The sequence below is a fragment of the Paraburkholderia sp. WC7.3g genome, from assembly GCF_050436345.1.
GTDB classification, from domain to species: domain Bacteria; phylum Pseudomonadota; class Gammaproteobacteria; order Burkholderiales; family Burkholderiaceae; genus Paraburkholderia; species Paraburkholderia podalyriae.
Map to the genome: position 1 here is coordinate 1,469,146 of NZ_JBNDMA010000004.1, position 23,571 is coordinate 1,492,716.

Here is a 23,571-nt window from a genome sequence, read left to right on the forward strand (position 1 = left end):
CATCGGTGTCGCGCGGACGCGGCGATAGAGGCGATCGCGCATGAAGTAAGGGTACTGACAGAGAACCGGCACATTCGTCGCAATCCCTTGTTTCTGATCTACCGAGAGGAAGCCATGACAGCCAAAGACGTGAAGTTTCATGATTCTGGACGGCAACGCATCGTCAAGGGTGTCAATGTTCTGGCCGACGCAGTGAAGGTCACGCTCGGCCCGCGCGGGCGGAACGTCGTGCTCGAGAAGAGCTTTGGCGCGCCGACGATTACAAAGGATGGCGTAACGGTCGCGAAGGACATCGAGCTGCGCGACAGGTTTGAAAACATGGGCGCGCAGATGATCAGGCAGGTCGCCGCGAAGACTTCCGACGTCGCCGGTGACGGTACGACGACGGCTACGGTGCTCGCCCAGGCTATCGTTCAGGAAGGCATGAAATACGTGGCCTCGGGTCTGAACCCGATGGACCTCAAGCGAGGTATCGACCAGGCCACGGCGGCCATCGTCGACGAACTCCGGAAATTCTCGCGGGCAGTGACGACGGGCAGGGAAATCGCGCAGGTAGGTACGATTTCGGCCAATGCAGACGAGGAAATCGGCAGGATCATCGCTGGGGCGATGGAAAAAGTCGGCAAGGACGGCGCAGTCACGATCGAGGAAGGCAGGTCACTGCAAAGCGAACTGGAAGTGGTCGAGGGCATGCAGTTCGACCGCGGCTGGCTTTCGGCCTATTTCATGACGGATCCGGACAAGCAGCTGGCCGTACTCGAAGAGCCATACATCCTCGTGTATGACAGGAAAATCAGCACCATTCGCGACCTGCTGCCCGTGCTCGAAGCCGTTGCCAAGGCCGGCAAGCCCCTGCTCATCATCGCCGAGGACGTGGAAGGCGAAGCTCTGACCACGCTCGTGGTCAACGCATTGCGCGGCATCCTGAAGACGGTTGCGGTGAAGGCACCCGGCTTCGGCGACCGCCGCAAGGCCATGCTTGAGGACATCGCCACTTTGACGGGTGGGGTGCTGATCTCCGGGGAGACCGGCAAACAGCTGGAGAAGGTCGCGCTCGAAGATCTCGGCCGGGCCCGACGGGTGGAGGTCGAGAAGGAGGCCACCACCCTCATCGACGGCGCAGGCGATCGCAAGGCGGTCGACGCCCGCGTCCAGGCCCTGCGGCGCCAGGTTGAGGAAGCCACGAGCGACTACGACAGGGAGAAGCTCCAGGAACGCATCGCCAGGCTCTCGGGCGGCGTCGCGGTGATCAAGGTGGGCGCGGCCACCGAGGTCGAGATGAAGGAAAGGAAGGCGCGCGTGGAGGATGCCCTGCACGCGACGCGCGCGGCAGTCGATGAGGGGATCGTGCCGGGGGGTGGCATTGCGTTGCTGCGTGCCCGTGCGGCGATCAGGGACCTGCGCGGTGCGAATCCAGACCAGGATGCGGGCATCCGGATCGTGCTGCGCGCACTGGAGGAGCCGCTGCGCCAGATTGCAATCAATGCAGGCGAAGAGGCGTCAGTCGTGCTGAACAGGGTACTCGAACAGCCAGGCAGTTTTGGCTGGAACGCTGCGTCGAATACGTTTGGAGATCTGATGGAAATGGGGGTGGTCGATCCAACCAAGGTCGAGCGCACGGCACTGCAGAATGCGACCTCCGTCGCGGGCCTGATTCTCACGACCGACGCGGTGATCGCAGAGTTGCCGAAGGAGGAAGCGCAATCCCCCGGGCTGCCGTCGGAGATGGCGCATTGAACGGGTTGACCAGGCGTGCGGAGCGCGGCGCCATATCTGGGCCGCGCGCGCCGGCCGCAAGAACCTGCAGGGGGCATCATGGGCAAGATCATCGGCATCGATCTCGGCACCACGAATTCATGCGTGGGGCTGATGGAAGGCGGGCAGATCAAAGTGATCGAAAACTCGGAGGGCGCCCGTACGACGCCCTCAGTCGTCGCGTATCTTGACAATGAAATACTGGTCGGTGCACCCGCCAGGCGCCAGGCCATCACCAATCCTGAGAACACGCTCTTTGCGGTGAAGCGCCTGATCGGCCGCCGCTTCGACGAGAAGGAAGTGCAGAAGGACATCGGTCTGATGCCTTACGGGATCATCAAGGCCGACAATGGGGATGCGTGGGTCGAAGCTCGCGGCAGCAAGCTCGCACCGCCGCAGGTTTCAGCCGAAGTCCTCCGCAAGATGAAGAAGACGGCCGAGGACTACCTTGGTGAACCCGTCACGGAAGCCGTCGTTACGGTACCCGCATACTTCAACGACAGCCAGCGCCAGGCTACCAAGGACGCCGGCCGCATCGCCGGTCTGGAAGTCAGGCGGATCATCAACGAACCCACGGCGGCGGCCCTCGCGTTCGGTCTTGACAGGCAGGAAAACCGTGACCGCAAGATCGCCGTATTCGACCTCGGTGGCGGCACCTTCGATATTTCGCTGATTGAGATCGCCGACCTCCACGGCGAAAAACAGTTCGAGGTCCTCTCGACGAACGGCGACACGTTCCTGGGCGGCGAAGACTTCGACCAGCGCATCATCGACTACATGGTCGGCGAGTTCAGGAAGGAGCAGGGCGTCGACCTGTCGAAGGACGTGCTCGCGCTGCAGCGCCTGAAGGAAGCCGCGGAAAAGGCCAAGATCGAGCTTTCGTCGAGCCAGCAGACCGAGATCAACCTGCCCTACATCACGGCAGACGCTTCGGGTCCCAGGCACTTCAGCCTGAAGCTCACGCGCGCGAAGCTCGAGTCGCTTGTCGAGGACCTGATCGAGCGCACGATAGAACCATGCCGCACTGCGCTCAAGGATGCCGGCCTGTCTGCGGACAAGGTCGACGACGTGATCCTCGTCGGCGGCCAGACGCGCATGCCAAAGGTGCAGCAGAAGGTCAGGGCGTTTTTCGGGCGGGAGCCGCGCAAGGATGTCAACCCGGATGAAGCGGTCGCCGTGGGGGCGGCGATCCAGGGTGCGGTGCTGTCCGGCGACCGCAAGGACGTACTGCTGCTCGATGTGACGCCGCTCTCGCTCGGCATCGAAACGCTTGGCGGTGTGATGACGAAGACGATCGAAAAGAACACCACCATTCCGACAAGGTTCTCGGAGGTTTTCTCGACCGCCGATGACAACCAGCCGGCAGTCACCATCAAGGTGTACCAGGGCGAGCGCGAGATGGCGGGCGGCAACAAGCCGCTGGGCGAGTTCAGCCTGGAGGGTATCCCGCCAGCGCCTCGCGGCGTGCCGCAGATTGACGTGACATTTGATATCGATGCGAACGGCATCCTGCACGTGTCCGCGAGGGACAAGGCAACGGGCAAGGAAAACCGGATCACCATCAAGGCGAACTCGGGTCTGTCCGAGAAGGAAATTGAACAGATGGTGAGGGACGCCGAAGCGCACGCTGCGGAGGACCACCGGCTGCGTGAACTGGCCGAGGCGCGCAACCAGGGCGACGCCCTGATACACAGCACGCGCAAGGCACTGGGCGAATACGGCGAGAAGCTCGGTGATGGCGAGAAGGCGCAGATCGAAGCCGCCATCCGCGACCTCGAAGCCGCGCTCAAGGGGGCGGACAAGGACGCTATCGACGCCAGGATACATGCGCTGGCGACGGCCTCGCAGCAACTCGGGGAAAAGGTCTACGCAGATGTGCAATCACAGGGAGGCAGCACGGCTGGCTCGAGCGGACCGCAGGAATCCGCGGGCCGGGAGCAGGACGAGGACGTTATCGATGCCGAATTCAAGGAAGTGAAGACAAAGCGGTGACGCCCGGGCGAGCAGCAGGGTAAGAGGTCGTTGTCATGAAACAACGGTTGTATGTACTACTCGCGGTGGCAGCGGTAATCGCCTGTTCGTGCGCGGAGGACACCATGTCAGCCAGCGCACCTTTACCGACGTTGCCCGTGCAGCGCGACATCTGGATCACCGGGACAATCCAGCGGGGCAGCGACAGGTACGCGCCGGGCGACTATACGACGATCCTGCTGGATCGCCCTTCGGCGTCACCCTGCAACGACAGGATGGTAACCGACATCCTTCTTGGCAACGGACGCGCGCCGGCCCCCACTCTCCTGTTACCTTACCTGAACCAGCGGGTTGCCGTCAGGGGCCGCGTCATCTGCCCCGAATCAGGCATTCAATTTACGCCGCAGCCGGACGTAGTGTTTCCGATCTGGTAAGGCCTGGTCCGCTCGCGATGCGCGAACGGGTACCAGTTGGAGAATATCGCGCGCGTCGGGGCGCCTGGGCATGCCTGTAGCAGCGGCAGCCACGAATTCTGCGGGAGCGGGAATGACTCACGTTGTTACCGGAAGCTGCATCAATTGTCGCTACACCGATTGCGTCGATGTGTGCCCAGTGGATTGTTTTCGGGAAGGTCCGAACTTTCTGGTGATTGATCCCGACGAATGCATCGACTGCGCCGTCTGCGTGGCACAGTGCCCCGTGCACGCGATCTACGCGGATGAGGATGTTCCTGGCGACCAGCAGTGTTTCATCAAACTGAATGCAAAGCTCGCGCGCAACTGGCCGAGCATCACGAAGACGAAGGCGCCGCTCGCGGAAGCTGATCAGTTCAAGGACGTGAAGGACAAGCTCAGTCTGCTGGAGCGTTGAACTGGCTCGTCGACGCCCCACCGATAACCGGGGAGAAAGTTATCAAAAAAATAGCTGCGCGACCGCAAGGGGTGCCGGTGCGCGCAGCTAATCGATCATGGCGACTGCAGCGCGTGGCGCCGTGGCGCATACGTGGCCGATGTCGATCGAGTGAGCGCGGTACGCTGTTCGGGCTCAAGCAGCTTGGGCACATGCCAAACATGCGAATTGGCCTCGCAAAATCAGCATAGGAATTGCGTCGCAGCCCCTTGAAATTTTCGTCGCAGAGCGTATCCTGAATTCCGCTCAGGCAGTCGCGCCGGGAAGTTTGGCGCGCTGCGTGTTTCGATTTGTTTGCCGGTAGCATGGCGGACGGACTGGAGCGCGTAGGCCGGTTCGTCTTCCTGCTGATTTGAAGGAGGAAACGACCATGAGTGATCTCTATTTCGGGACCGACCTTTTCAGCGAGTTCGACCGTCTGCAACGGCAGATGGCGAGCCTGTTCGGCGGCTTCCCCTCCAGCATCCGTTCCGGGCGCTTCGGCGCATTCCCGCAGGTCAACATCGGTTCGACTGACGACTCGATTGAGATCGTCGCGTTCGCGCCGGGTATCGATCCGGCGAACCTCGACGTATCCATCGACAAAGGGCTGCTGACCATCAGCGGCGAGCGCGGGACCGCACAGCCGGAAGCGGCTGGCGACGACACGCGTACCTACGCGCAGGAGCGGTTCACCGGCTCTTTCCGACGCGTCATTGAACTGCCGCAGCATGCCGACCCCGACAAGGTCACGGCGCAGTACACCAATGGCTGCCTGACCGTGAGCATCGGCAAGCGGGAGACGTCGAAGCCGCGGGCCATCACCGTTCAATGAAATGCGTCAAGGAACTGAGGAGGACATCATGAACGACACGACAGAACTGGCCCGGAAAGATGAAACGGCAATGGCCCAGCGCGAAGACGAGCAATCGCAACGCCGGATCACGCTAACGCCGCCCGTGGATATCTTCGAGGATAGCCAGGGCGTCACCCTGTGGGCGGATCTGCCCGGTGTGACAAAGGACCGGCTCGATGTGAAGGTGCATGACGGCAACCTTTACATTGAGGCGGAGGCGGTGGTGCCCACGCCGGCGGGGCTTCGCGTACAGCATGCGGAGATCCGCCAGCCTCACTTCGCGCGGGCTTTCTCTCTTGGTGCTGAGTTCGACACCTCGAAAATCGACGCCAACCTGAAGGACGGCGTGCTGAAGCTGACGATACCGCGCCGCGACGAAGCACGGCCGCGCCGCATCGAGGTGCGCACGAACTAACCGTGCGGACGACAGCGACAGTGAGAAAGCCCGGTGGCGGCCGTCTGGCCGCCACCTCGCGACCGCCGCGGCCCGGATGTGGCATGTTGAGTGCAGGTGGGCGGCGAGTCGCTGCTTCAGTGAAATGACCAATATCCAGCTCTCCTGCCAGACCGTAGAGGAGGATACGATGAACACCGACCTGAAGAAGTGGAATCCCTTCAAGTTCCTTCGCGGCGCGGGGCGCAAGTCAGACGCGGCCAGCCCGGAAAGCCCCCCAGCGAACGAACAGTGGCGCGCCTCGTGGCCTGACATTCCACGATTCTTCTCGCGCGAACCGTGGCGTGCAGTTGAAGAGTTCTTTCACGATCCGTTCGCCGGACGCGGGGCTCTGGAACGATGGTTTGGCGACTTCAGTTCATCGCGCTTCCAGCCGCGCATCGACGTGGTCGATGATGGGCAGGCACTGCGTGTAACCGCCGAGCTGCCCGGAATGAAGCGGGAGGATCTGAACGTCACCGTCGAGGATGGGGCGCTCGTGCTGCGCGGTGAGAAAAAACAGGACGTGCGCAGCGAGGAAGACGGCTGCTACCGGCTTGAACGCGCCTATGGAAGCTTCGTGCGCACGATCCCGATGCCGGAAAACGCCGACCCCGATCACGCCCTGGCGAAGTTTGACAACGGCGTGCTCACGTTGACGGTACCAAAATCGGAGCCGTCGCGATCCGCGAGCCGCACGATCGATATCGGCTAGTGGCGAGCAGGTCGCGCCGGTAGCGGATGGATATCGGGCGAACCAGGCCGTTAGCTCAGCTTGTAGGGCTGCGATCGGTACACGCCGTCGGGACGGGCGTCAAGTCGGCTCATTTGCATCATCGGGCGATGACCGTCATGCGTATCGCCTGACGCCAGCAGCGCATCGGGCGCGGGGTTTGCACCACGTGAATGACGACGCGCGACCCGACAGCCGCGCACAGCGCTGTGCCCGCGTTTCCCCTGACTACCGGGAGGCACTATGCAGAGTGAAGACATTACCTACCGTGGTTTCGTGATCCGGCCGCTCGTTACGATGTCGGAGCGGGGGCGCTATACAGCCGCGGCCATTGTCACGGATCGGGAGGGCGAAAGCCGGACGCTTGGCGTCGAGGGCGATTTTGCCGAAATGCAGGAAGCGTCGGACCAGGCAATCGAACTGGCGATTGCATGGATCCATCGACGCAATGTCGTATCGGACCACTACATCCGTCAGGGTTAAATCCAGGTGTCGTCCGGCACTAGCGATCTCGCGGCGTTGCGAGTATGTCCGGGATCGCGTGCGCGGCGATCTATCGCTTTCAAGGAGGTCATGATGGAACTTCGCATGCATTCGCACCACTTCACCCGCCGCATGCCTGACCTGCGCGCTGCTGTTATCGGCGGTTGCGTGGCAGGCGTCGTTTTTCTGGTAATCGAGCTTGTTGCGATGCGGCTCATGGGTCAGAGCGTATGGGGACCGCCGAGGATGATCGCGGCCATCGTCCTGGGGCGCGACGCGCTGATGCAACCTGCGACGTTCGCGCCGGGCATCATGCTGGCCGCGCTGGTGACCCACTTCGTGCTGGCGATGCTCTTCACGGTCATTCTCGCGGTGATCATGGCGCCATTCAGCCTGGATTCCAGTGTCGGCATGGCCTCGCTGGTGGGTGCCGTATTCGGCGTCCTCCTCTACGTGGTCAACTTTTATGGCATGACGCAGTGGTTCCCGTGGTTTGCGGACGCCCGGGGCTGGGTAAGTTTCCTCAATCACATTGTGTTCGGCCTGGTCGCGGCTGATACCTATCTGCGCCTGGAAAGAAAGGAGGAAGAAACGACAGGCGCCGGATAGCCTGACGGCAGCAGTCGCGGCGCATCGCCTGGCTTGGCCTTGCGCCGCGATGTGGCATCCGGCGCCTGCACCAGGCAGCCGCGCCGGTGAATGTTGCGCGACACCTGGACAACCCGCGACCAGCCTTTTCGCGATTCTCTTCCCGCCAGTGTTTCCCCCATTTGAGATCGGTTAGGCTCTACCTGGCATTTCTGCAGGAGCGCCAGGAGATGGCCGAACAGGCGTTCATCGCGTTGCAAAGTCCGCCGGTCAGTCACATCGGCCCAGACAGCTTACGCAGCAAGGTTGCCGCCGGATTTGCGCGACGTTCGGGTTATTGTGGCGCGACGACACCGTATGTCGACGTGGTCAGCAAATGAGTCATCCTGTCAGCGAACCGTCCGTAATGCATTTTGCAGAACGTCAAATGCCAGCGCGGCGTTATCCGGTAGCGAAAATTTACCGATGGTTGCAACTTATACAGGCAAGGCTCAGGGCACTCGTGGCGCTGGTATGACGGGCTACTCCGTGCCGCGCCGTTGTACTAACGGGGCCGGGTATTTGCGGAGAATAGGCGTAGTGCCGGCCGTCGCTGGTGCGATGGATACAGCAGTCGCCGCCGGCATTTTCGTCATCATCGAAGCGCGCAGTAACTACCATTGCAAACCACAGGACCGTCTGCGGATGGCGGATGCGCCCGCCGTAGCCCCGCTTGGCCGAAAGAGAGCAAACGGCTCCCCTGAAGCGCATGCCACCTCGTTACGTTACGGTAGAAGCGCGACGAGATTTTCCCAAAACCCATGGTGGAACGGAGGTCGTCATGAAGTGGCTGGTGATCCTGTCCGGTGCGCACTGGCGCGACATCGTCCCGGAACTGTTCCTTGAGCATCAGACCGTGAAGGACTGGTGCATTATCGAATGTGACGAGGTCGATGTGGGGGGCGAAATGGTCGAATTGCGGTGCCGTGACGTGCGGATTCTGGTTCCGCACGGTGCCGTGGTGACTGCCATTACTGCGCAGTCCGGGCGACAACTCGCGCCGGGCGACAGCCTGCGAGGGCGGAACTGAACCCGCAGGCGACCCGCGCCCGGCCCCCGTCCGGAGACTAGCATGGTCGGGAAGAGGTCCGACCTCACTTCACTGACTGGCACCTGAGGCGCCGCCCATCGCCGCGTTGCTCGCTGCGGCGGGGCCAGTGTCGCTGCCCGGTGTACTGCTGTTGTTCACGCGTTTGCAACCGCTGCCGGCAGCAATGTCGTCAGTGCCGTAAAGCGCGATCATTGGTGACGGTACTCGCATCGCATGATCCTCCACGCTGTGTTTCAGCTACCCTGGATCAGCATTCGTTGCGCGGCGGCCACTTTGCCGCCTGAAGGTAAAGTACGCCTTGTGCAGAGAAACGGAAACCGCACGTGGGGAGAGGGAATGCTGCGGCAGGTGATCGCGAAGCTTTGAATTTCTTTCATCTACGGGTGGCAGTGCATAGGTTCGTCAGTCCCTTTCCACAGGTGATTGAACCGCGACTGGCCCCGCCTGTTGCCTAGGCGTTGACCTGTCCACCTCACACGTAAGGGCGCGCGGCGGCTCGGCGACGATGACGGCGTATGGCGTCGTATGCGGCAACGCGCGCAGTGCCGCGGGCAGTGTTTCGATCTGTGCCCTGCAATAAGTCCTCGTGTGATCGAGCGACACGGGTTGCTGGATGCGCTGCCCTGCGATAATGACCGGTTTGAGCAGGGCCATGCCGTCCCGTTGATCCGTTGCGATGGTGAGCACATCGTGGAGCATGTGACCATTCCCATCGGTGTATCGATAGACCTGCTTTCGGCCCGGCCAGGTGGCCTTGTGTTCCGAGCGTTTGCGACGTGCCCGCCCGGCGTATTATTCCTGCAGCTTGTAGACACAGTCCAGATACGGTGCGTCAGCCGACGTTCCGACGTGCGTACCGATCCCGTAACCGTCGATCGGCGCGCCTTGCTGTTGCAGTGTTTCCACCCGGTATTCATCCGGGTTGCCGCTCACGAAGATCTGCGTCTGCCGCAGACCACCCGCGTCGAGAATGGAACGTACGCGCCGCGCATGCTCGCCAAGGTCGCCACTGTCGATCCGCACGCCGCGAATTTCGATCCCCTCGTGCGCCAGCCGGTGGGCGAGCGCGACAACCTTGCTGGCCGCCGCACGGTACCGTACGTGTCGATCAGGAGGGTATTGTTTGCCTGGACACGGGCGAATGTCTCGAACGCCTCCAGTTCATCGTCATGCGCCTGGACGAACGAATGCGCCATGGTACCGAACAACGGGATGCCAAACTGGGCGTTGGCTGACACCGTCGCGGTCCCGGCAAATCCTGCCAGAGAGCTGGCGCGCGCCGACAGCAACGCTGCCTCGGCCCCATGCGCCCGCCGCAGACCGAAATCGATCACGGGTTTGCCCGCAGCAGCCAGCACACATCGGGCAGCTTTACTGGCAACGAGCGTCTGATAATGAAGCAGATTCAGTAGCCGGCTTTCCACTAACTGCGCCTCGCGAAGCGGCGCGACAAGCTGAAGCAATGGTTCGTTCGGGAAGCAGACCGTCCCTTCTGGCAGGGCCGCCGCGTCACCGGTAAAATGCAGGTCCGAAAGCGACGCGATGAATTCCGGCGTGAATCGTCCGCTTCGTTGCAACCAGTCGCAATCGTCGTCGCGCAGACGCAGCGTGGTCAGGTACCCGATGGCCTGTTCCAGCCCCGCTGCGACAAGGAAATTGCGCTGCGGCGGCAGCGTCCGGACGAACAGTTCGAACACCCAAGCTCGTTCATCCCACGCTCGAAATACGCCTGCAGCATGGTGAGTTCATACAGGTCGATCAAAAGCGCGCCGTCGGCGGACGGCATCCCGGACATATTGCATTGCTGATCGACATTCTTCGCCTCCTGATGCCTGGCGGAAGGGCCTCTGTTGTTCGCGCATGCCGTTACGGGCAGCGGCAGGCAGCCCATGCCATCGTCGTGGATCCGCGCTGCTGCTGCACTTAAGGCTCGAGCACATATGTGCCTGGCGCGGCGCAGAGCCCCGATTCGGTGGTCATCGCGCGAGGGGCGATCCTGTCGCCGGAATGCGCGACGAGCCAGTTTTGCCAGCGCGGCCACCACGAGCCCTCCTGTGCCGGAGTCTGTGCATGCCACTCGTCCGGGTCCAGATAGGGGGCGTCCTTGCCCCGTGTACTGAGGCGGTAGCTGCGTCCGGCGTGCCCAGGCTCGGAGACAATCCCGGCATTGTGGCCGCCCGAGGTCAGCAGGAAACTAATCTCCGCGCGGCTTAACAGATGCAGCTTGTAGACCGAGCGCCACGGCGACACGTGATCCCGTTCGGTGCCCACCACAAACAGCGGTAACCTGAGATCGGCGAGCGCCACCGCACGGCCGAGTGCGTGGTACCGACCCTCGGCGAGCGCATTGCGCAGGTAAAGCTCGCGCAGCGTTTCACTGTGCAGCCGGTATGGCAGGCGCGTCGTGTCCGCGTTCCAGGTCATCAGGTCCGTGGGCTTGGTATGCTCGCCGAGAAGATACTCGTGCATCATCCGTGACCAGATCAGGTCGCGCGAATGGAGCAACTGGAAGGCACGTGCCAGCTGCCGGCCGTCGAGATAGCCCTGGTCCCACATGAGCGCGTCGAGATCTGCAAGTTCGCTCCACCCGACGAACAGACCCAGTTCACCGGGCTCGCTGAAATCAGTCTGCGCCGCGAAGAGCGTCACCGTCCTGAGGGGCGTCCTGCTGTCTCGCGCAAGCGCTGCCACACCGATGGCAAGCAACGTCCCGCCCAGGCAATAGCCGGCCGTATGGATCGAGGAGGCGCCGCTCAACTGGCACACGCGTGCTATCGCATCGAAGACACCGCGCTCCAGATAATCGTCCAGCCCGAAGTCGCGCGCGTCCTCGCGCGGGTTTTTCCACGACACCATAAAGACGGTGTGGCCCTGCTCCACCAGATAGCGTACGAGCGAGTTGTGCGGCGACAGGTCGAGAATGTAGTACTTGAGGATCCAGGAAGGCACGATGAGTACCGGTTCAGGCCATACCGCAGTGGTTTGCGGTGCGTACTGGATCAGCTCGACCAGTTCGTTGCGGTACACTACCCTGCCGGGCGTGATTGCGACACGCTGCCCCACGTAGTGGGCGACGCACCGCTGGGGCGAGGTGCGCGGGCTGTAACCGGCCAGCACCTCCTGCTGGTCGTCCAGCCAATGGCGCCCGCCCTCGACGAAATTGCGCCCGCCCGTCTCCGTCATCGCGCGCAGCACTTCCGGGTTGAGCCACCAGCAATTGCTGGGCGAAAGCATATCCGTCCACTGCCGCGCTGCAAAACTGACCATGTGCTGATGGTGCGGCGTGACACCGTCCAGACCCGTGGTGGCATTCTGCCAGAACGACTCCGTCTGGAAGAACGCATCGCGCAGCAGACTGAATGGCCAGCGTCCCCAGTCCGGATCGGCGAAACGCGGATCGCCCACCAGGCTGGGGTCCGCCGTGGGGCGAGCAGAATCTGGCTGCAGACGTGGCATCAGCCGAAAGAACTGTTGCACGCATTGCTGCCAAAGCGCGTACTGTTTGCCCGGCGAACGGGCCAGGTGCAGCGACCAGTCCAGCCACGCCAGTTGCAGCGCCGGTGCCGGTACCCAACCGACCGCCCGGCCGAATAGCGCGCGCGTCTGTCGATCAAGCAGCCCGGCAGCGACATCAGGCGGCGTCCCGGTGCATCTGCCGTCAACAGGACGCTCGCCCAAGGGCGCAGGGCCCGCAGATGCTGACGATCCGGCGTGTTTGGGGCGGGTGACGGTTTCAGTCATCGTCTCGTCAGGCCTTTTTCACGTAAGAATTACACCATCCCTTCGCATAGACCAGCTTGCCACCGTAGATCGGACACGGACCGGTCCCGGCGCCGGGCTTTCCCTGATAGAGCTGGCAATTGGCGCACGTCTGCCCGGTCTGGTACCTGGGAAACTTTGCCTTGTCTACCTTCGCGGCGTCTATCCTGTATCCGAGCGACACCGCCGTCGGGTCATTTTCAGGGAGCACTGTAGCGTCCGCTTGCGACGCACCGGGAAGGACCGTCGCTGATGCAACAGAAGCGGTAAGTATCACGAAACGACGACGGGTGAGTGACATGGCAGGACTCCTTTCCCACAGCGGAACCGACGGTTTCAGGCATGACGTCAGTCTTCTGGCCGATCAGGGCGGGAGGAACCGTTCGGTCCCGGCAGGATCTGGCCTCATCAACCGATGAAGCCGACGCATCACTCGCCTAGCAAGTACCGTACCTGCGGTTTCATCGACCCCCGTTGGGACGTTCGGATGACTGGACGTTGGCGCGTTGTCAATATGTCACTCTGCGGCACGCCGTGTGTCACGCTGCGCCGTACGATCTCTGACAGACGACCAGCAGTACATCGGCCGCAGTGGACAATAGCCCATTGCTATCCTGCAGCGCAGCAGAAAACTGCGCGGAGTAATCCGAAAACTTGCCACTACCGTCACTCCCCGTATGCGGCCATCACGATCCAGAAATTGGGGAATCATCGCGCACTTCTGCCGCCGGTGCATACGGGTCATCGGGTCTACATGCCGGTTCAGACGTGTTGCGGGCCCGCTGCGCGTGAAATTGCTGGCCTGTCAGGATCCGGACTTCATTCTGGCCTTCGAACCTTCGGCGATCCCTGCGATACCGCCACCGTGTTGACCGCAAAATGAAGTTGCGGCGCCATGATTTATCCCCCGGAATTGCGACCGGTCCTCCTTGAACATGGGACGGATCGCTGGGCGGCACCGGGCTGCGTCTCGTCATCCCGATGGCCATCGGGATGGTCATCTATTTCAGCTATGGAATCCGGCGCGGTACGCTGCGCGGAGAACCGATCAGGCGGTCGCGGTCGCTGCCACGGCACACGAGCGCGGACACCTCCTACACGTCCTCTTCCTTGGCGAACCATTCGGCTACCGTCGCAAACGTCTCCAGCGCGTCACGCTTCAGAGTTTCCGCTACGCAGACTGGCCCGCGCCGCTTCGGCACCGTCGCCGGGAATCAGATCGCCGTCGACGCTTTCCCCCCGTGACGGCGACAATGTCATGTGTCTGCACTGCGGCCGGATCGATAATCCGATCGATGAACTCTGCGATCGGCGCGCCTGCCGCCGGCAACAGCATCAGCGATCGCTATTAGATCCGCAATCGTTCGGCGTGGTACCGGACGCGACCGGAAGTTCTCATGCGCTCCTGGGCGCATGCATGGGGTCTCATTGGTCACTCACGCAGCAGCCAGCGACCGCACGAGGAGGTGCGCATCGAATGGCTTTTCGCATCGCGGGTAGTCGCGATACGCAGCATCGAGCGCCTCGGCGCCATAACCGGTAACGAAGACGAAGCGAACATGGCGCCGCGTCAGCGCGTCGGCGATGGAATACGACTTTTCGCCATGAAGGTTGACGTCGAGTACCACGCCATCCAGCGTATCAGCCTCGGTCTCAACGAAAGCCAGTGCCTCCTCGGCCCAGCCGATCGGGCCCACGACCGTTGCGCCGGCCTCCACAAGCAGCGCGGCGAGACCTTGCGCTACCAGAAAATCGTCTTCAACGATCAGGATGCGGCGATTCTGAAGTGCGGCCGACTGATCCATCCCGTCATCCTCCTGTCAGTTGGCGCCCGCGCTTGCGGCGCATCGCCGTCCGAGCGGGATTTCGATCCGGCAGCGCACACCGTCTGACTCAAAACGAAGTGCTGTCCTGGCACGAAGTGTGAACGCCAGCGCCTGCTCGATCAGCTGCCGTCCATAGCCTCGTCGGGACGCCTCAGGCGGCACCGTCATGCCTGTTTCTTTCCAGTCGAGCGCGAGCACGGCGGAGCCGTTTTCGTCATTCACCTGCCATTGCACCTCAAGCCGGCCATTGTCGTTCCTGAGCGGACCGTATTTCACCGCATTGGTGGCAAGCTCGTGGATCACCAGTGCGATCATCTGAACGTGTTCCGTGGACAGCGGCACGGATGGCCCGGCGATGGCCGCCTTGTCGGCATCAACACCGGCAACCGTTCCGACCTCGAGACGCACAATATCGCCGAGGTCCACCTGCTCCTGTTCCGCCTTGCCCAGCAGCCCCTGAAGACGCCCGAGCGCTGCCAGCCGGCTGGTGAACGCCTCACGCGCGGGATCGGCCGCGAGCGTCTGTACCGCGATGGAGTTGACCACGGCGAGCAGATTCCGGGTCCGGTGCTGCAGTTCCGAAATGAGTACCTGCTGGCGCATCTCCGCATGCGTCAGGCCCGTTACGTTCACAAAGGTGACAACGATGCCGTCCGCCTTGCGGTCGCCGTTGCGGTAGGGCGCAAGGCGTACCAGATAGTGAGCCGCCCCGTCTTCGGAGTCGACCCGCCGTTCAATGACTTCCGCCCCCTCGACAATGGCGGCAATATCGTTGTCGAACTCGGTCAGACGAAGTCTGCTCGCGAGGTCCGTGATAGGGCGTCCCCGGTCCGCCGCCCGGATATTGAAGACCTCGCTCATCGCAGGTGTGAAGCTGCGGATCACCAGGTTCCGGTCCAGAAAAACAGTTGCAACGGCCGTACTGTCAAAGAGATTCTGCAAGTCGCTGTTGGCACGGTCGAGCGCTTCGATTTTGCCATTCAACTCGGAGTTGACGGTGTGCAGCTCCTCGTTCAGCGATACGAGCTCCTCCTTGGAGGCCTCGAGTTCTTCATTGGTTGACTGCAGTTCCTCGTTGACCGAGACGAGTTCTTCGTTCGACGACTTGAGTTCTTCAAGCGCGGTTTCGTATTCCTCGATGATCGATTGCAGACGTTCGCGCGTTTCGCGCAGCTCGCGCTCCATATGGAGGGCCGTGCCGTCGTGCAGCGCATGTGCGCGCCCCGTAGCCGCTTCCCGGCTCAGCACAGGCCCCTGGTCGATGAAAAGCACGAGGTAAAGCGGCTCGCTTCCACTGTGATCAATCAGCGGTTCGACCGTAAGTGTCAACCACTGTACCCGGCCGTCGTCCTCTTCAATGGCGATGTCGCCGCGCGTCGCCGGCCGCCCCGTCTCAACTGCTTCGCGGAACACGGTGCGTATCTCCAGACGCAGCCCTTTGCGCGCCATCGTAAAGATCTGCCGCGTGGGCAGGCCGGGCGCCGCCTCGAGATATTTGCCAGTGCGTGCGGAAAAATAGGCGACGTCGCCGTCACGGTTGACGAGCACGTGAGGCGGAGCGAACCGTTCCAGCACCTGGCCGTCGACCGCCTGCCGCAACGCTCTGCCGCCCAGTGACGGCCGGCGAGGCGTCAGGGTTGCACTCTGGCCGGGACGAATCGATGACACCATCAGCGGCAGCCGGATGTGAGAAGACACATCCGACCGGCGCCGGAAAATCCGGTGTTTCTTGTCCACGGGCGTGAACAGGTCATCGAACTGGCTGACGCTTTCGGATGTGCCAAGAAACAGATGGCCACCCGGCTTGAGCGCGTAATGAAAGGTTGGAATTACCTCTGCCTGCACGTCGATGCCAAAGTAGATCAGCAGATTGCGACATGACACCAGATCGATGCGGGAAAAAGGGGGATCGCGAATGACGCTATGGGGCGAGAAAATCACGAGATCGCGTATCTCCTTGCTGACCAGGAAACTCCCCCCGTCGGGCACGAAGAAGCGCTCGCGCCTTTCCGGAGAAACGCATTCGAGCAACGGCCCGGGATACCGGCCGGCTCGCGCCACGCCCAGGGCTTGTTCGTCGATATCGGTGGCAAAAATCTGTACGGGCGGCGCGGTGGGGACCCGATCCACGTGCTCCCGAAGCATGATCGCCAGCGAATACACCTCTTCGCCGGTTGCGCAGCCGGGCACCCAGATCCGCACGATGTCGTCCGTACTACGCTGCTCGAATAAACCTGGAATGACAAGTCGCCCAAGACTCTCAAACGCTTCAGCGTCACGAAAGAAATTGGTGACGTTGATCAGCAGATCGCGAAAAAGCGCGCTGACCTCCCCGGGTTCCTGCCGAAGGCGCGCGACGTACTCCTCGAGCGTGTCGATCTGTGCGACCTGCATCCGGCGCTGAACCCGCCGCATGAAGGTCTTTTTCTTGTAACCGCTGAAGTCGTGGCCGACCTGGCTGCGCAGGATCACGTAGATCGCAGTCAGCGACTCACCCTGCGTCCTGAGCGCACTGTCATCTCCCGCGTCGAACGTCATGCCGTCGAGCACATAAGCGCTGCGCGAGAAGTCCGCGAGTTTGCGGCCCATGTCCTCGACCGGCACGGCAAAGTCGATCAGGCCCGCCGAAATGGCGCTCTCGGGCATGTCGGCATGTTGCGGTCCGAATCCGTCGCCCGTCTGCGCGAGGGTCAGACCGCCGCGCCCCTTGATCGCTTTCACGCCAAGCGTGCCGTCCGAGTCGCCGCCGGAGAGGATGACACCGACACTCAGATCGGCCTGATCTTCGGCAAGCGCGCTAAAGAAGGTTCTGGTGCAAATAGGCTGTCTGGACGAGAAGGTCTCGATAAAAAGGATACCTTATCGATCAGACAGGACCGCATTCCATACGGTGGGTACAGTGGCATCTTTGAGGCCGAGCTTTGCGAGATTGAATTGGCCTTTGCTAATGCGATGCATCAACTCAATGCCGGCCAGAGTGATCGCGGCGTTCCTGAAACGCTTGAAGCCCAGCATGGCATTGGTCCGGGACTTGATATGGCGATGGTCCTGTTCGATCAGATTGTTGAGATATTTCGAAGATCGAACCTTCGTGCCCTCGGGCATCAGGCCGTCGGCCTTCATCTCGCGCACAGCACGGTGTGAGGCGGCATAGCCATCGAGTGTAATGGTTTGCGGTGGCCGCCCCTGATGTTTGATTGCCTTGTTGAAAAAGGCTTTGGCCGCGTTCACGTCGCGTTTCGCCCTGAGCAGGAAGTCAACCGTCTGACCCGCCCGATCTACTGCCCGATAAAGATAGATCCATTTACCGCGGACTCTCAGGTACGTTTCGTCGACACGCCACGACGTTCCGGCAGGCGTGCCGAAACGGTTCCAGCGCTTGACGAACTCCGGCGTGTAACGCTTCACCCAACGAAGGATCGTTGTGTGCGCAAGCGACAGGCCGCGCTCGGCCATCATCTCGACGAGATCACGCAGGCTGAGCTTGTAGCGTAGATACCAGCGCACGCACTGAATGATCACATCGCGGTTGAAGTGACGGCCTGAGAACAGATCGCCCATGTTTTTAAGCTTGCTCATTATCGAATCATGAGATCGGGGAAGCAGCACTCTAACCGATCACATTCACTGTTTGCACCAGAACCCCAAACTCCGTGTTCCGCACTTCACGTCGGGCGCACAGTGTTTTTTCGAGCCACTCGCCTTACCCGGCGGGAACGGTCGCGCGCACAAGCTCGGTGACGGCCTGCGCGATCAGCGCTTCGGATTTTTTGCGGCGTTCAGGGCGAAATAGCATCCCCCGTACCCGTAACGGACCTGCTCTCACGACACCGTCGAACGTAGTTGTAGGGAAAGAAAACTATAATGGCGCGGCCTGTTCACTTTCGGATCGGTCGCATGATGTGTCCCTCTCATGCTGCACAACAGTATTGGGTGTCCTGACCGTCTGCCTTGGGACCCCTTCTTCGCTCGAACCGATCCACCCTATTTCAGCCATGCATACTCAATTCCGCTTTTCCTCCGCGGCTTTCGTGCTTGCGCTTGCGAGCGCACTGTCTGCGTGCTCGACACCGAAGCCGCTTTACCAGCAAGAACAGTTCGACGCAGGCGATAGCCCCTATATGCACAAGTTCGCCGCGAAGACAGAGCCCGCCTGCGAAGCCGCCCGCCGTGCGTTGCTCAGCCAGGGATATATCGCCAGTTCGACCAGGCCCGATTCGGTCGACGGCTCGAAAAATTTCCAGCCCACCAGCGATGCGCACGCGGTGATCGAAATCCATGTGGTCTGTACTACCGACGACACTGGAGGCAACAGCAGTACCGCGTACGTGAACGCGGTGCAGGATCGCTACGCGCTGAAGAAGAGCAACACGTCGGCGAGCGTCGGACTGAGCGTGTTCGGATCGCTGTCGCTGCCGATCGGCTCAAGCGATGATTCGATGGTGAAAGTTGCGAGCGAGACGATTCCTGCCGGCATTTTCTATCAGCGTTTCTTTGCGCTAGTCGACCACTACCTCAAGGCCGACTCCGCCCAGCCGGGCGCCGTCGCCGCCGCGGCAGCGCCGAAGGAGGCGCTGCCGTCGATGAACGACGCCGTGCCCCCGATCGGAGCAGCCCAGACAGGTAATGATTCGGAGAAAGCGACGAGCGCCAGGTAAGCGTCGACGGTACCGCGCGCTCGAACGCCTGCAGCAGGGCCGGGACCGGCTGGCGAGTCTCGCCCAGATCGCCGGCATCGTGCGCCGTGACCGTCCCGTGGTCGACGGCCCGCTCGCGCTGCGACGCGTAGAGTGGCGCGAGCGCCTCGCGCACCACGGGGCGAGCGCCTGTCGCATCAGTTCGAGATCGACCGGCCGGTTCTCCGCACTGCCCTGCTGCGAGATCGGCGCGAGCGCCTGCGCGCGCAGGATCGCTTGCTGGACCGTCGGTGCACTCGGATGGCGCTGGACGCCAACCTGCGGCGCGATCGCGCAGCAGCCGGCTGTAGGTGCTCGCGCCAAACACACGGCCGGTAATCGCCCGAACCTCCGCGATCAGTCCATCCAGAAAGCGCGGGTTGTCGCGTGGGGAATCCCGGTCGATCGCAGCGATGCCATTCATGATCGCGGGCAGCTGTGCGTCGTTCCACTCATCCGGGGTCGGCCCATCCTCAGCTCCTCATCGCCCGTCAGAAAAGCGCGCCCTGGCGCGGATCGCGCGCCGGCGGCTTCCACGCCTTCAGCGGCCGCGCGGACTGGCGCCGCTCCATTTTTCCCTACTGGACATTACCGCGTTTATGTCGCATTGCGTCTTGGACGGAGATTCCTGGCGCAAGCCGGCACTGAAGACGACGTGGCCACGCAACAAGGGGTTATAAGCCGGAACCACAGAAGTTGTGGTAGTCGTTGCCTTTCAACGCGTTACGAGAGATCCAAATAAGCGCTAACCTGCTGGATCAAAACGACATCGAAAATTTCTGTGGTTCCGGCTTACAACCCCTTCATCGGCGAAGACCCGCGTCGACGAGCACTGATCAGTCGACGTCGGCGAAGAGGCGCTTGGCGGTGAGCGCCATCGTCACGTCGAGCTCGCTGCGGATGATGTCGAGCGCGCGCGTGACGCCGCGCCGGCCGCCAGCGCCGAGCCCGTAGAGAAACGGATGGCCGATGTAGACGCCTCTTGCGCCCGATAGCGCCGCACACTCGCTGAGCAAATGGAATCTTGCACGTCTGTCGCTTCGCGCCGCGCTCTGCGCATCTTTCCGTGGGACCAGCGAATGACGCTCAAGGGTTCCGCTGAAAGGTCTCTATTCAACGCTTTGGCCCTGGCTTGGCCAAGGCTATCATCTCGTCGACAATGCGCTGGGCTACGCCATAGCCACGCATCAGGGCTTCCGTTTCCGTACCGAACGGGCTGCCTTCGTCCCTGGCGACGCGCAGCTTCTCGACCGGTGCAGGACTCGCGGCAGAAGATATGCGCACGACAGCGACGTACCCGCCCGGCACGGAAAGAACGGTGCCGTTGCGGCTCCCGTCAGTGGACTCGGTCTCCACGTCGATGATGAAATCCTTGTAGCCATATGTCCGATGCATGTCGAAACCACCCTGGGACTGCGCCTCGTGAAAGATTGTTGCCCGCCATGCGCCGGGATGCCCCGACGCCTTCCAAGGAGTCAGGACCTGCGCATTGATGCGGACTTCCGTGTCTGCTCTGCGACTGTTCCTATCCCATGTGGAGACCGCCGTTCAGCGAGAAGTCTGCCCCTGTCGCAAAGGCTGATTCGTCACTGGCAAGCCACGCAACAATCGAAGCAATCTCGCCAGCTTCGCCGAGACGGCGTACCGGAATGCTCTGGATGATGGCGTCCAGGACTTCGGGGCGTACCGCGCGAACCATATCCGTTCCGATGTATCCGGGAGAAACCGTATTCACCGTGATGCCCTTTGTTGCCACCTCCTGGGCAAGCGACATCGTGAAGCCGTGAATGCCCGCCTTGGCAGTCGAATAGTTCGTCTGACCGAACTGTCCTTTCTGGCCGTTCACGGACGAGATGTTGATGATTCGCCCCCACTCCCTGCTAACCATCCCCTCGATGACCTGCTTGGTGACATTGAAGAGGCTCGTCAGGTTCGTATCAATGACATCGTTCCAGTTCTCTCTGGACATCTTGCGAAACGTTCCATCCCGTGTAATGCCGGCGTTATTCACCAGCACGTCAATCTCGCCGACGTCCTTCTTCACCCTGGCAAACGCCGCCACCGTAGACTCCCAGTCACCAACATCCCCTTCGGAAGCGGCGAAGGAAAATCCCAGCGCCTCCTGCTCCTTCAACCAGCTTTCCCGCCGGGGAGAGTTGGGACCACAACCGGCGACGACCGTGAATCCGTCCTTGAACAAGCGCTGACATATTTCTGTGCCAATTCCACCCATGCCGCCAGTTACGTAAGCGATTCGCTTTGACATGCTCTTCCCTCGGCTGTTGTTGCGGTTAAGGAATAAAAACGCTTCTACTCGCCACGCCGCCCCGTCTAGCGACGTTACTGGCTTCGGTATGCCCTTCGTCTTGAAGTCGAACTCCGCAACCACTTCATGCTCATTGACAGACAGCAAGGCGGTTTCAAAAAAACAGCCCTTTCGGTTAATTCGTTGCCCGTACGGCCCACGCTATCTTTCCGCAACCGACACCTCTCTTGCGAGAAAGAAGCTACGCGTCCTCTTCCTTCTGGCACGTCGGGCTGCATCGCATCTGCGACGTTCGACCCGACTACTCACGCACTCGTGTTCGTCGCCGATGCAGTACGCATCAATCAGCGCCAATGGGAAAATAGCGCCAAACTTCGCCTGATGCGATTGCTGCTGCCGGTCAAAGCTGTTCCGCGCTCCGTTGTTCGCTTGAATTCACGCGGCTTTCGCGGCTACGCGTGCCTCAGTCTTCCCTAAGTCCGCGCCGTTCACTTTCCGGGCGACGGGCTTGCGAGCAGACACAGGTCCGGGCGGCGCGCTGGGTATCTCTTCTGGCAAACGGCCACACTCTATAAAGTCATGGAGCACCTTGGCCGCCGCCGGCTTCCCGCGCAGTTCCGATCTTCTGAGAAGGGCATGCGCAAATGTCATCGGGTCGTCACGTCCGTGCGAGGGCTCGAACTGAAGAATGGTTTCACTGACCGCCGCAAGCATCCATTCCTCGTACAGCGTGCTTGCGATATGTGAAGCGCCTCTCGCCAACTCCACTTCGTATTTATTCAGGCGCAGTGCTTCGTCGAACGCCCTGTTTCGTTTTACTGCCTTCACATTGATATCCCCGGGTTCTGCGGAAAGGAAACGCGCGCTGGTGTAGCATCGCGCGCGCGACGCCGACTGAGCTGGAAGATCAGAACGTTTGGTCATCTACGGGGGAGAAACGCTCTTGTCCCGCGAAAAGCGAATCAGGCGACCGAGGTCTGCCCCGCGCAGAGCCAATAAACTCGAGATTGAAGGCGGCGGCAAGACGCATACAAGCGTTCAGCGGCGGGACGGTGATTCCGAGTCGCCAAGATTGCACGTCGTATTCATTCACGTCCCACCACTTCGCTGCACGTGCCGAACTGACGCCGGGCCGTTTCAATGCCCTGTCAAGGCGTGCGGCCAAGGCATGCCTCAGGCGGCCGGTCTCGGCAGTGCGCTCGAGATGACCCATGCTTCGGGTATGTCGATTCATCTTATCTAACTTCTCTCAGGGTATATTTTTTATGCAATTCACCGACTCTTCTCTGGTGCCGGTCGAATCCACGTGGTTGTCATGACGGCCCCATGACGCCATGTAGACCTCTCGCCGGCGCCCTGGATGCCAGGCGGACTGCATGATAGTCGCGGGTACAACTATTCCATCGCGTGCACACCCGCGTCAAACAACAAAGATTGTCCGTATGTGGTGCTGCATACATACGCGTAAAAAAGGAGAATCCGAGCGGCGTCGGCCCAGGCCGAGTGATCACGCCCAGGTACCCGGGCTCGCGTCAGTTGAGCGTTATTCCCTTCCCCGCGCTCGACATCTCCTACGACGATCGCTTCTTCTCGCAAGGGCCCGGACGTGCTCGGCGTGAACGTGCTGCGCGGCCCGGCCTACCACGTGGGCGCAGCACTGAGTTTCGATTTCCAGAGCCGCAAGGAATCCGACGACCCCCATCTGCACGGACTCGGCGACGTGAGCGGCGGACCGAAGCTGAAACTGTTCGCCGACTATACGGTGTGGGCGTTCACCGGATCGGTGGCGCTGTACCAGGACATCGCCGGACATCATCAAGGCACCACGGTAAGCACGGATTTCGTGGCATCGGCGCCGGTCAGCGGCTGGCTGTTCTCCGTGGGCCCAGGCTTCACATGGGCGAACGGTCCTTACACGCGGACGTTTTTCGGCGTGTCCGGGCAGCAGAGCGCTGCATCCGGATTGCCGGCGTATAACACCAGGGCCGGCGTGCGCGATGTCCACATGAACGCCATCGTCACGTACGACTTTTCACGGCACTGGAACGGCTCGGCCGCCGCGACGTTCGGGCGGCTCGAGCATGACGCGGCCAATAGCCGATTGCCCAAAAGCGCCTCGAACTCAATATGCTCGCTTCGTTGAATTATCGTTTCTGAAGTCGAAAGGCAATCGCGGCTCAAGCGCCAGGTTCATGGGTGGATTCCCAGGGCCACTGCATTGTACGCAGGCAGTTGCGCCGGTCGGGT

General features: G+C 61.5%; 21 protein-coding genes and 2 pseudogenes. 13 read left to right on the plus strand and 10 right to left on the minus strand.

What is annotated here, in order from left to right; all coding sequences use genetic code 11:
* Nucleotides 1-114 precede the first annotated feature (114 nt).
* The 11 genes from groL (at nucleotide 115) to OKW43_RS40380 (ending at nucleotide 8,776) form a co-directional block, all read left to right on the plus strand.
* On the plus strand, nucleotides 115-1,737 hold the full coding sequence (groL, locus tag OKW43_RS40330) for a chaperonin GroEL (RefSeq protein ID WP_429454356.1): 1,623 nt from the start codon (nucleotides 115-117) through the stop codon (nucleotides 1,735-1,737).
* A 78-nt stretch (nucleotides 1,738-1,815) separates the two neighbouring features.
* Nucleotides 1,816-3,747, plus strand: coding sequence for a molecular chaperone DnaK (dnaK, locus tag OKW43_RS40335; RefSeq protein ID WP_429454358.1), 1,932 nt, complete (start codon nucleotides 1,816-1,818; stop codon nucleotides 3,745-3,747).
* 35 nt (nucleotides 3,748-3,782) lie between these two features.
* Complete coding sequence (locus OKW43_RS40340) at nucleotides 3,783-4,160, plus strand: hypothetical protein (protein ID WP_429454360.1); 378 nt, start codon at nucleotides 3,783-3,785, stop codon at nucleotides 4,158-4,160.
* A 112-nt stretch (nucleotides 4,161-4,272) separates the two neighbouring features.
* Nucleotides 4,273-4,596, plus strand: a complete 324-nt coding sequence (fdxA, locus tag OKW43_RS40345; RefSeq protein WP_429454362.1) for a ferredoxin FdxA — start codon at nucleotides 4,273-4,275, stop codon at nucleotides 4,594-4,596.
* Nucleotides 4,597-5,005: 409 nt separating this feature from the next.
* Entirely contained in the window at nucleotides 5,006-5,449 is a 444-nt protein-coding gene (locus OKW43_RS40350; protein WP_429454364.1) for an Hsp20/alpha crystallin family protein, read from the plus strand.
* A gap of 28 nt (nucleotides 5,450-5,477) precedes the next feature.
* Entirely contained in the window at nucleotides 5,478-5,885 is a 408-nt protein-coding gene (locus tag OKW43_RS40355; protein ID WP_429454366.1) for an Hsp20/alpha crystallin family protein, read from the plus strand.
* Between the two features lie 169 nt (nucleotides 5,886-6,054).
* Nucleotides 6,055-6,618: an Hsp20/alpha crystallin family protein gene (locus OKW43_RS40360; RefSeq protein WP_429454368.1), complete on the plus strand. Its 564-nt coding sequence runs from the start codon at nucleotides 6,055-6,057 to the stop codon at nucleotides 6,616-6,618.
* A gap of 261 nt (nucleotides 6,619-6,879) precedes the next feature.
* Nucleotides 6,880-7,119 (plus strand): hypothetical protein, encoded by a 240-nt coding sequence (locus tag OKW43_RS40365; protein ID WP_429454370.1) that lies wholly within the window; start codon nucleotides 6,880-6,882, stop codon nucleotides 7,117-7,119.
* Between the two features lie 93 nt (nucleotides 7,120-7,212).
* A complete protein-coding gene (locus OKW43_RS40370; protein ID WP_429454766.1) occupies nucleotides 7,213-7,728 on the plus strand; it encodes a hypothetical protein in 516 nt (171 codons plus the stop codon).
* Nucleotides 7,729-7,937: 209 nt separating this feature from the next.
* Nucleotides 7,938-8,087, plus strand: a complete 150-nt coding sequence (locus tag OKW43_RS40375) for a hypothetical protein (protein ID WP_429454372.1) — start codon at nucleotides 7,938-7,940, stop codon at nucleotides 8,085-8,087.
* A gap of 440 nt (nucleotides 8,088-8,527) precedes the next feature.
* Nucleotides 8,528-8,776: a hypothetical protein gene (locus OKW43_RS40380; RefSeq protein ID WP_429454374.1), complete on the plus strand. Its 249-nt coding sequence runs from the start codon at nucleotides 8,528-8,530 to the stop codon at nucleotides 8,774-8,776.
* Between the two features lie 423 nt (nucleotides 8,777-9,199).
* On the opposite strand, the pseudogene OKW43_RS40385 reads toward OKW43_RS40380, so the two are convergent.
* The 6 genes and pseudogenes from OKW43_RS40385 to OKW43_RS40410 all read right to left on the minus strand — a co-directional run bounded on the left by OKW43_RS40385 (nucleotide 9,200) and on the right by OKW43_RS40410 (nucleotide 17,961).
* Nucleotides 9,200-10,592, minus strand: a pseudogene (locus OKW43_RS40385) (nicotinate phosphoribosyltransferase).
* Nucleotides 10,593-10,720: 128 nt separating this feature from the next.
* Nucleotides 10,721-12,538 (minus strand): PHA/PHB synthase family protein, encoded by a 1,818-nt coding sequence (locus tag OKW43_RS40390; protein ID WP_429454021.1) that lies wholly within the window; start codon nucleotides 12,536-12,538, stop codon nucleotides 10,721-10,723.
* A gap of 7 nt (nucleotides 12,539-12,545) precedes the next feature.
* On the minus strand, nucleotides 12,546-12,857 hold the full coding sequence (locus OKW43_RS40395) for a high-potential iron-sulfur protein (protein ID WP_429454376.1): 312 nt from the start codon (nucleotides 12,855-12,857) through the stop codon (nucleotides 12,546-12,548).
* Nucleotides 12,858-13,992: 1,135 nt separating this feature from the next.
* A complete protein-coding gene (locus tag OKW43_RS40400) occupies nucleotides 13,993-14,361 on the minus strand; it encodes a response regulator (RefSeq protein WP_429454378.1) in 369 nt (122 codons plus the stop codon).
* A 15-nt stretch (nucleotides 14,362-14,376) separates the two neighbouring features.
* The gene (locus tag OKW43_RS40405) at nucleotides 14,377-17,238 is read right to left on the minus strand and encodes a CheR family methyltransferase (protein WP_429454767.1); all 2,862 of its coding nucleotides are present in this window, start codon (nucleotides 17,236-17,238) and stop codon (nucleotides 14,377-14,379) included.
* 3 nt (nucleotides 17,239-17,241) lie between these two features.
* Nucleotides 17,242-17,961: an IS6 family transposase gene (locus tag OKW43_RS40410; RefSeq protein ID WP_429454380.1), complete on the minus strand. Its 720-nt coding sequence runs from the start codon at nucleotides 17,959-17,961 to the stop codon at nucleotides 17,242-17,244.
* Between the two features lie 74 nt (nucleotides 17,962-18,035).
* On the opposite strand from OKW43_RS40410, the gene OKW43_RS40415 reads away from it, so the two are divergent.
* Nucleotides 18,036-19,040, plus strand: coding sequence for a DUF2242 domain-containing protein (locus tag OKW43_RS40415; protein ID WP_376776531.1), 1,005 nt, complete (start codon nucleotides 18,036-18,038; stop codon nucleotides 19,038-19,040).
* An 854-nt stretch (nucleotides 19,041-19,894) separates the two neighbouring features.
* Here the strand turns inward: OKW43_RS40415 and OKW43_RS40420 are convergent.
* The 4 genes from OKW43_RS40420 to OKW43_RS40435 all read right to left on the minus strand — a co-directional run bounded on the left by OKW43_RS40420 (nucleotide 19,895) and on the right by OKW43_RS40435 (nucleotide 22,152).
* Nucleotides 19,895-20,074, minus strand: coding sequence for an alpha-hydroxy-acid oxidizing protein (locus tag OKW43_RS40420; RefSeq protein ID WP_429454382.1), 180 nt, complete (start codon nucleotides 20,072-20,074; stop codon nucleotides 19,895-19,897).
* 97 nt (nucleotides 20,075-20,171) lie between these two features.
* On the minus strand, nucleotides 20,172-20,453 hold the full coding sequence (locus OKW43_RS40425; protein WP_187638886.1) for a hypothetical protein: 282 nt from the start codon (nucleotides 20,451-20,453) through the stop codon (nucleotides 20,172-20,174).
* Nucleotides 20,454-20,583: 130 nt separating this feature from the next.
* Nucleotides 20,584-21,324, minus strand: coding sequence for a 3-ketoacyl-ACP reductase (locus tag OKW43_RS40430; protein ID WP_187638891.1), 741 nt, complete (start codon nucleotides 21,322-21,324; stop codon nucleotides 20,584-20,586).
* Nucleotides 21,325-21,759: 435 nt separating this feature from the next.
* Nucleotides 21,760-22,152, minus strand: coding sequence for a hypothetical protein (locus OKW43_RS40435; RefSeq protein WP_429454384.1), 393 nt, complete (start codon nucleotides 22,150-22,152; stop codon nucleotides 21,760-21,762).
* 606 nt (nucleotides 22,153-22,758) lie between these two features.
* Between OKW43_RS40435 and OKW43_RS40440 the strand changes: the two are divergent.
* Nucleotides 22,759-23,481: pseudogene (locus OKW43_RS40440) on the plus strand (MipA/OmpV family protein).
* The last annotated feature ends 90 nt before the right edge of the window (nucleotides 23,482-23,571 follow it).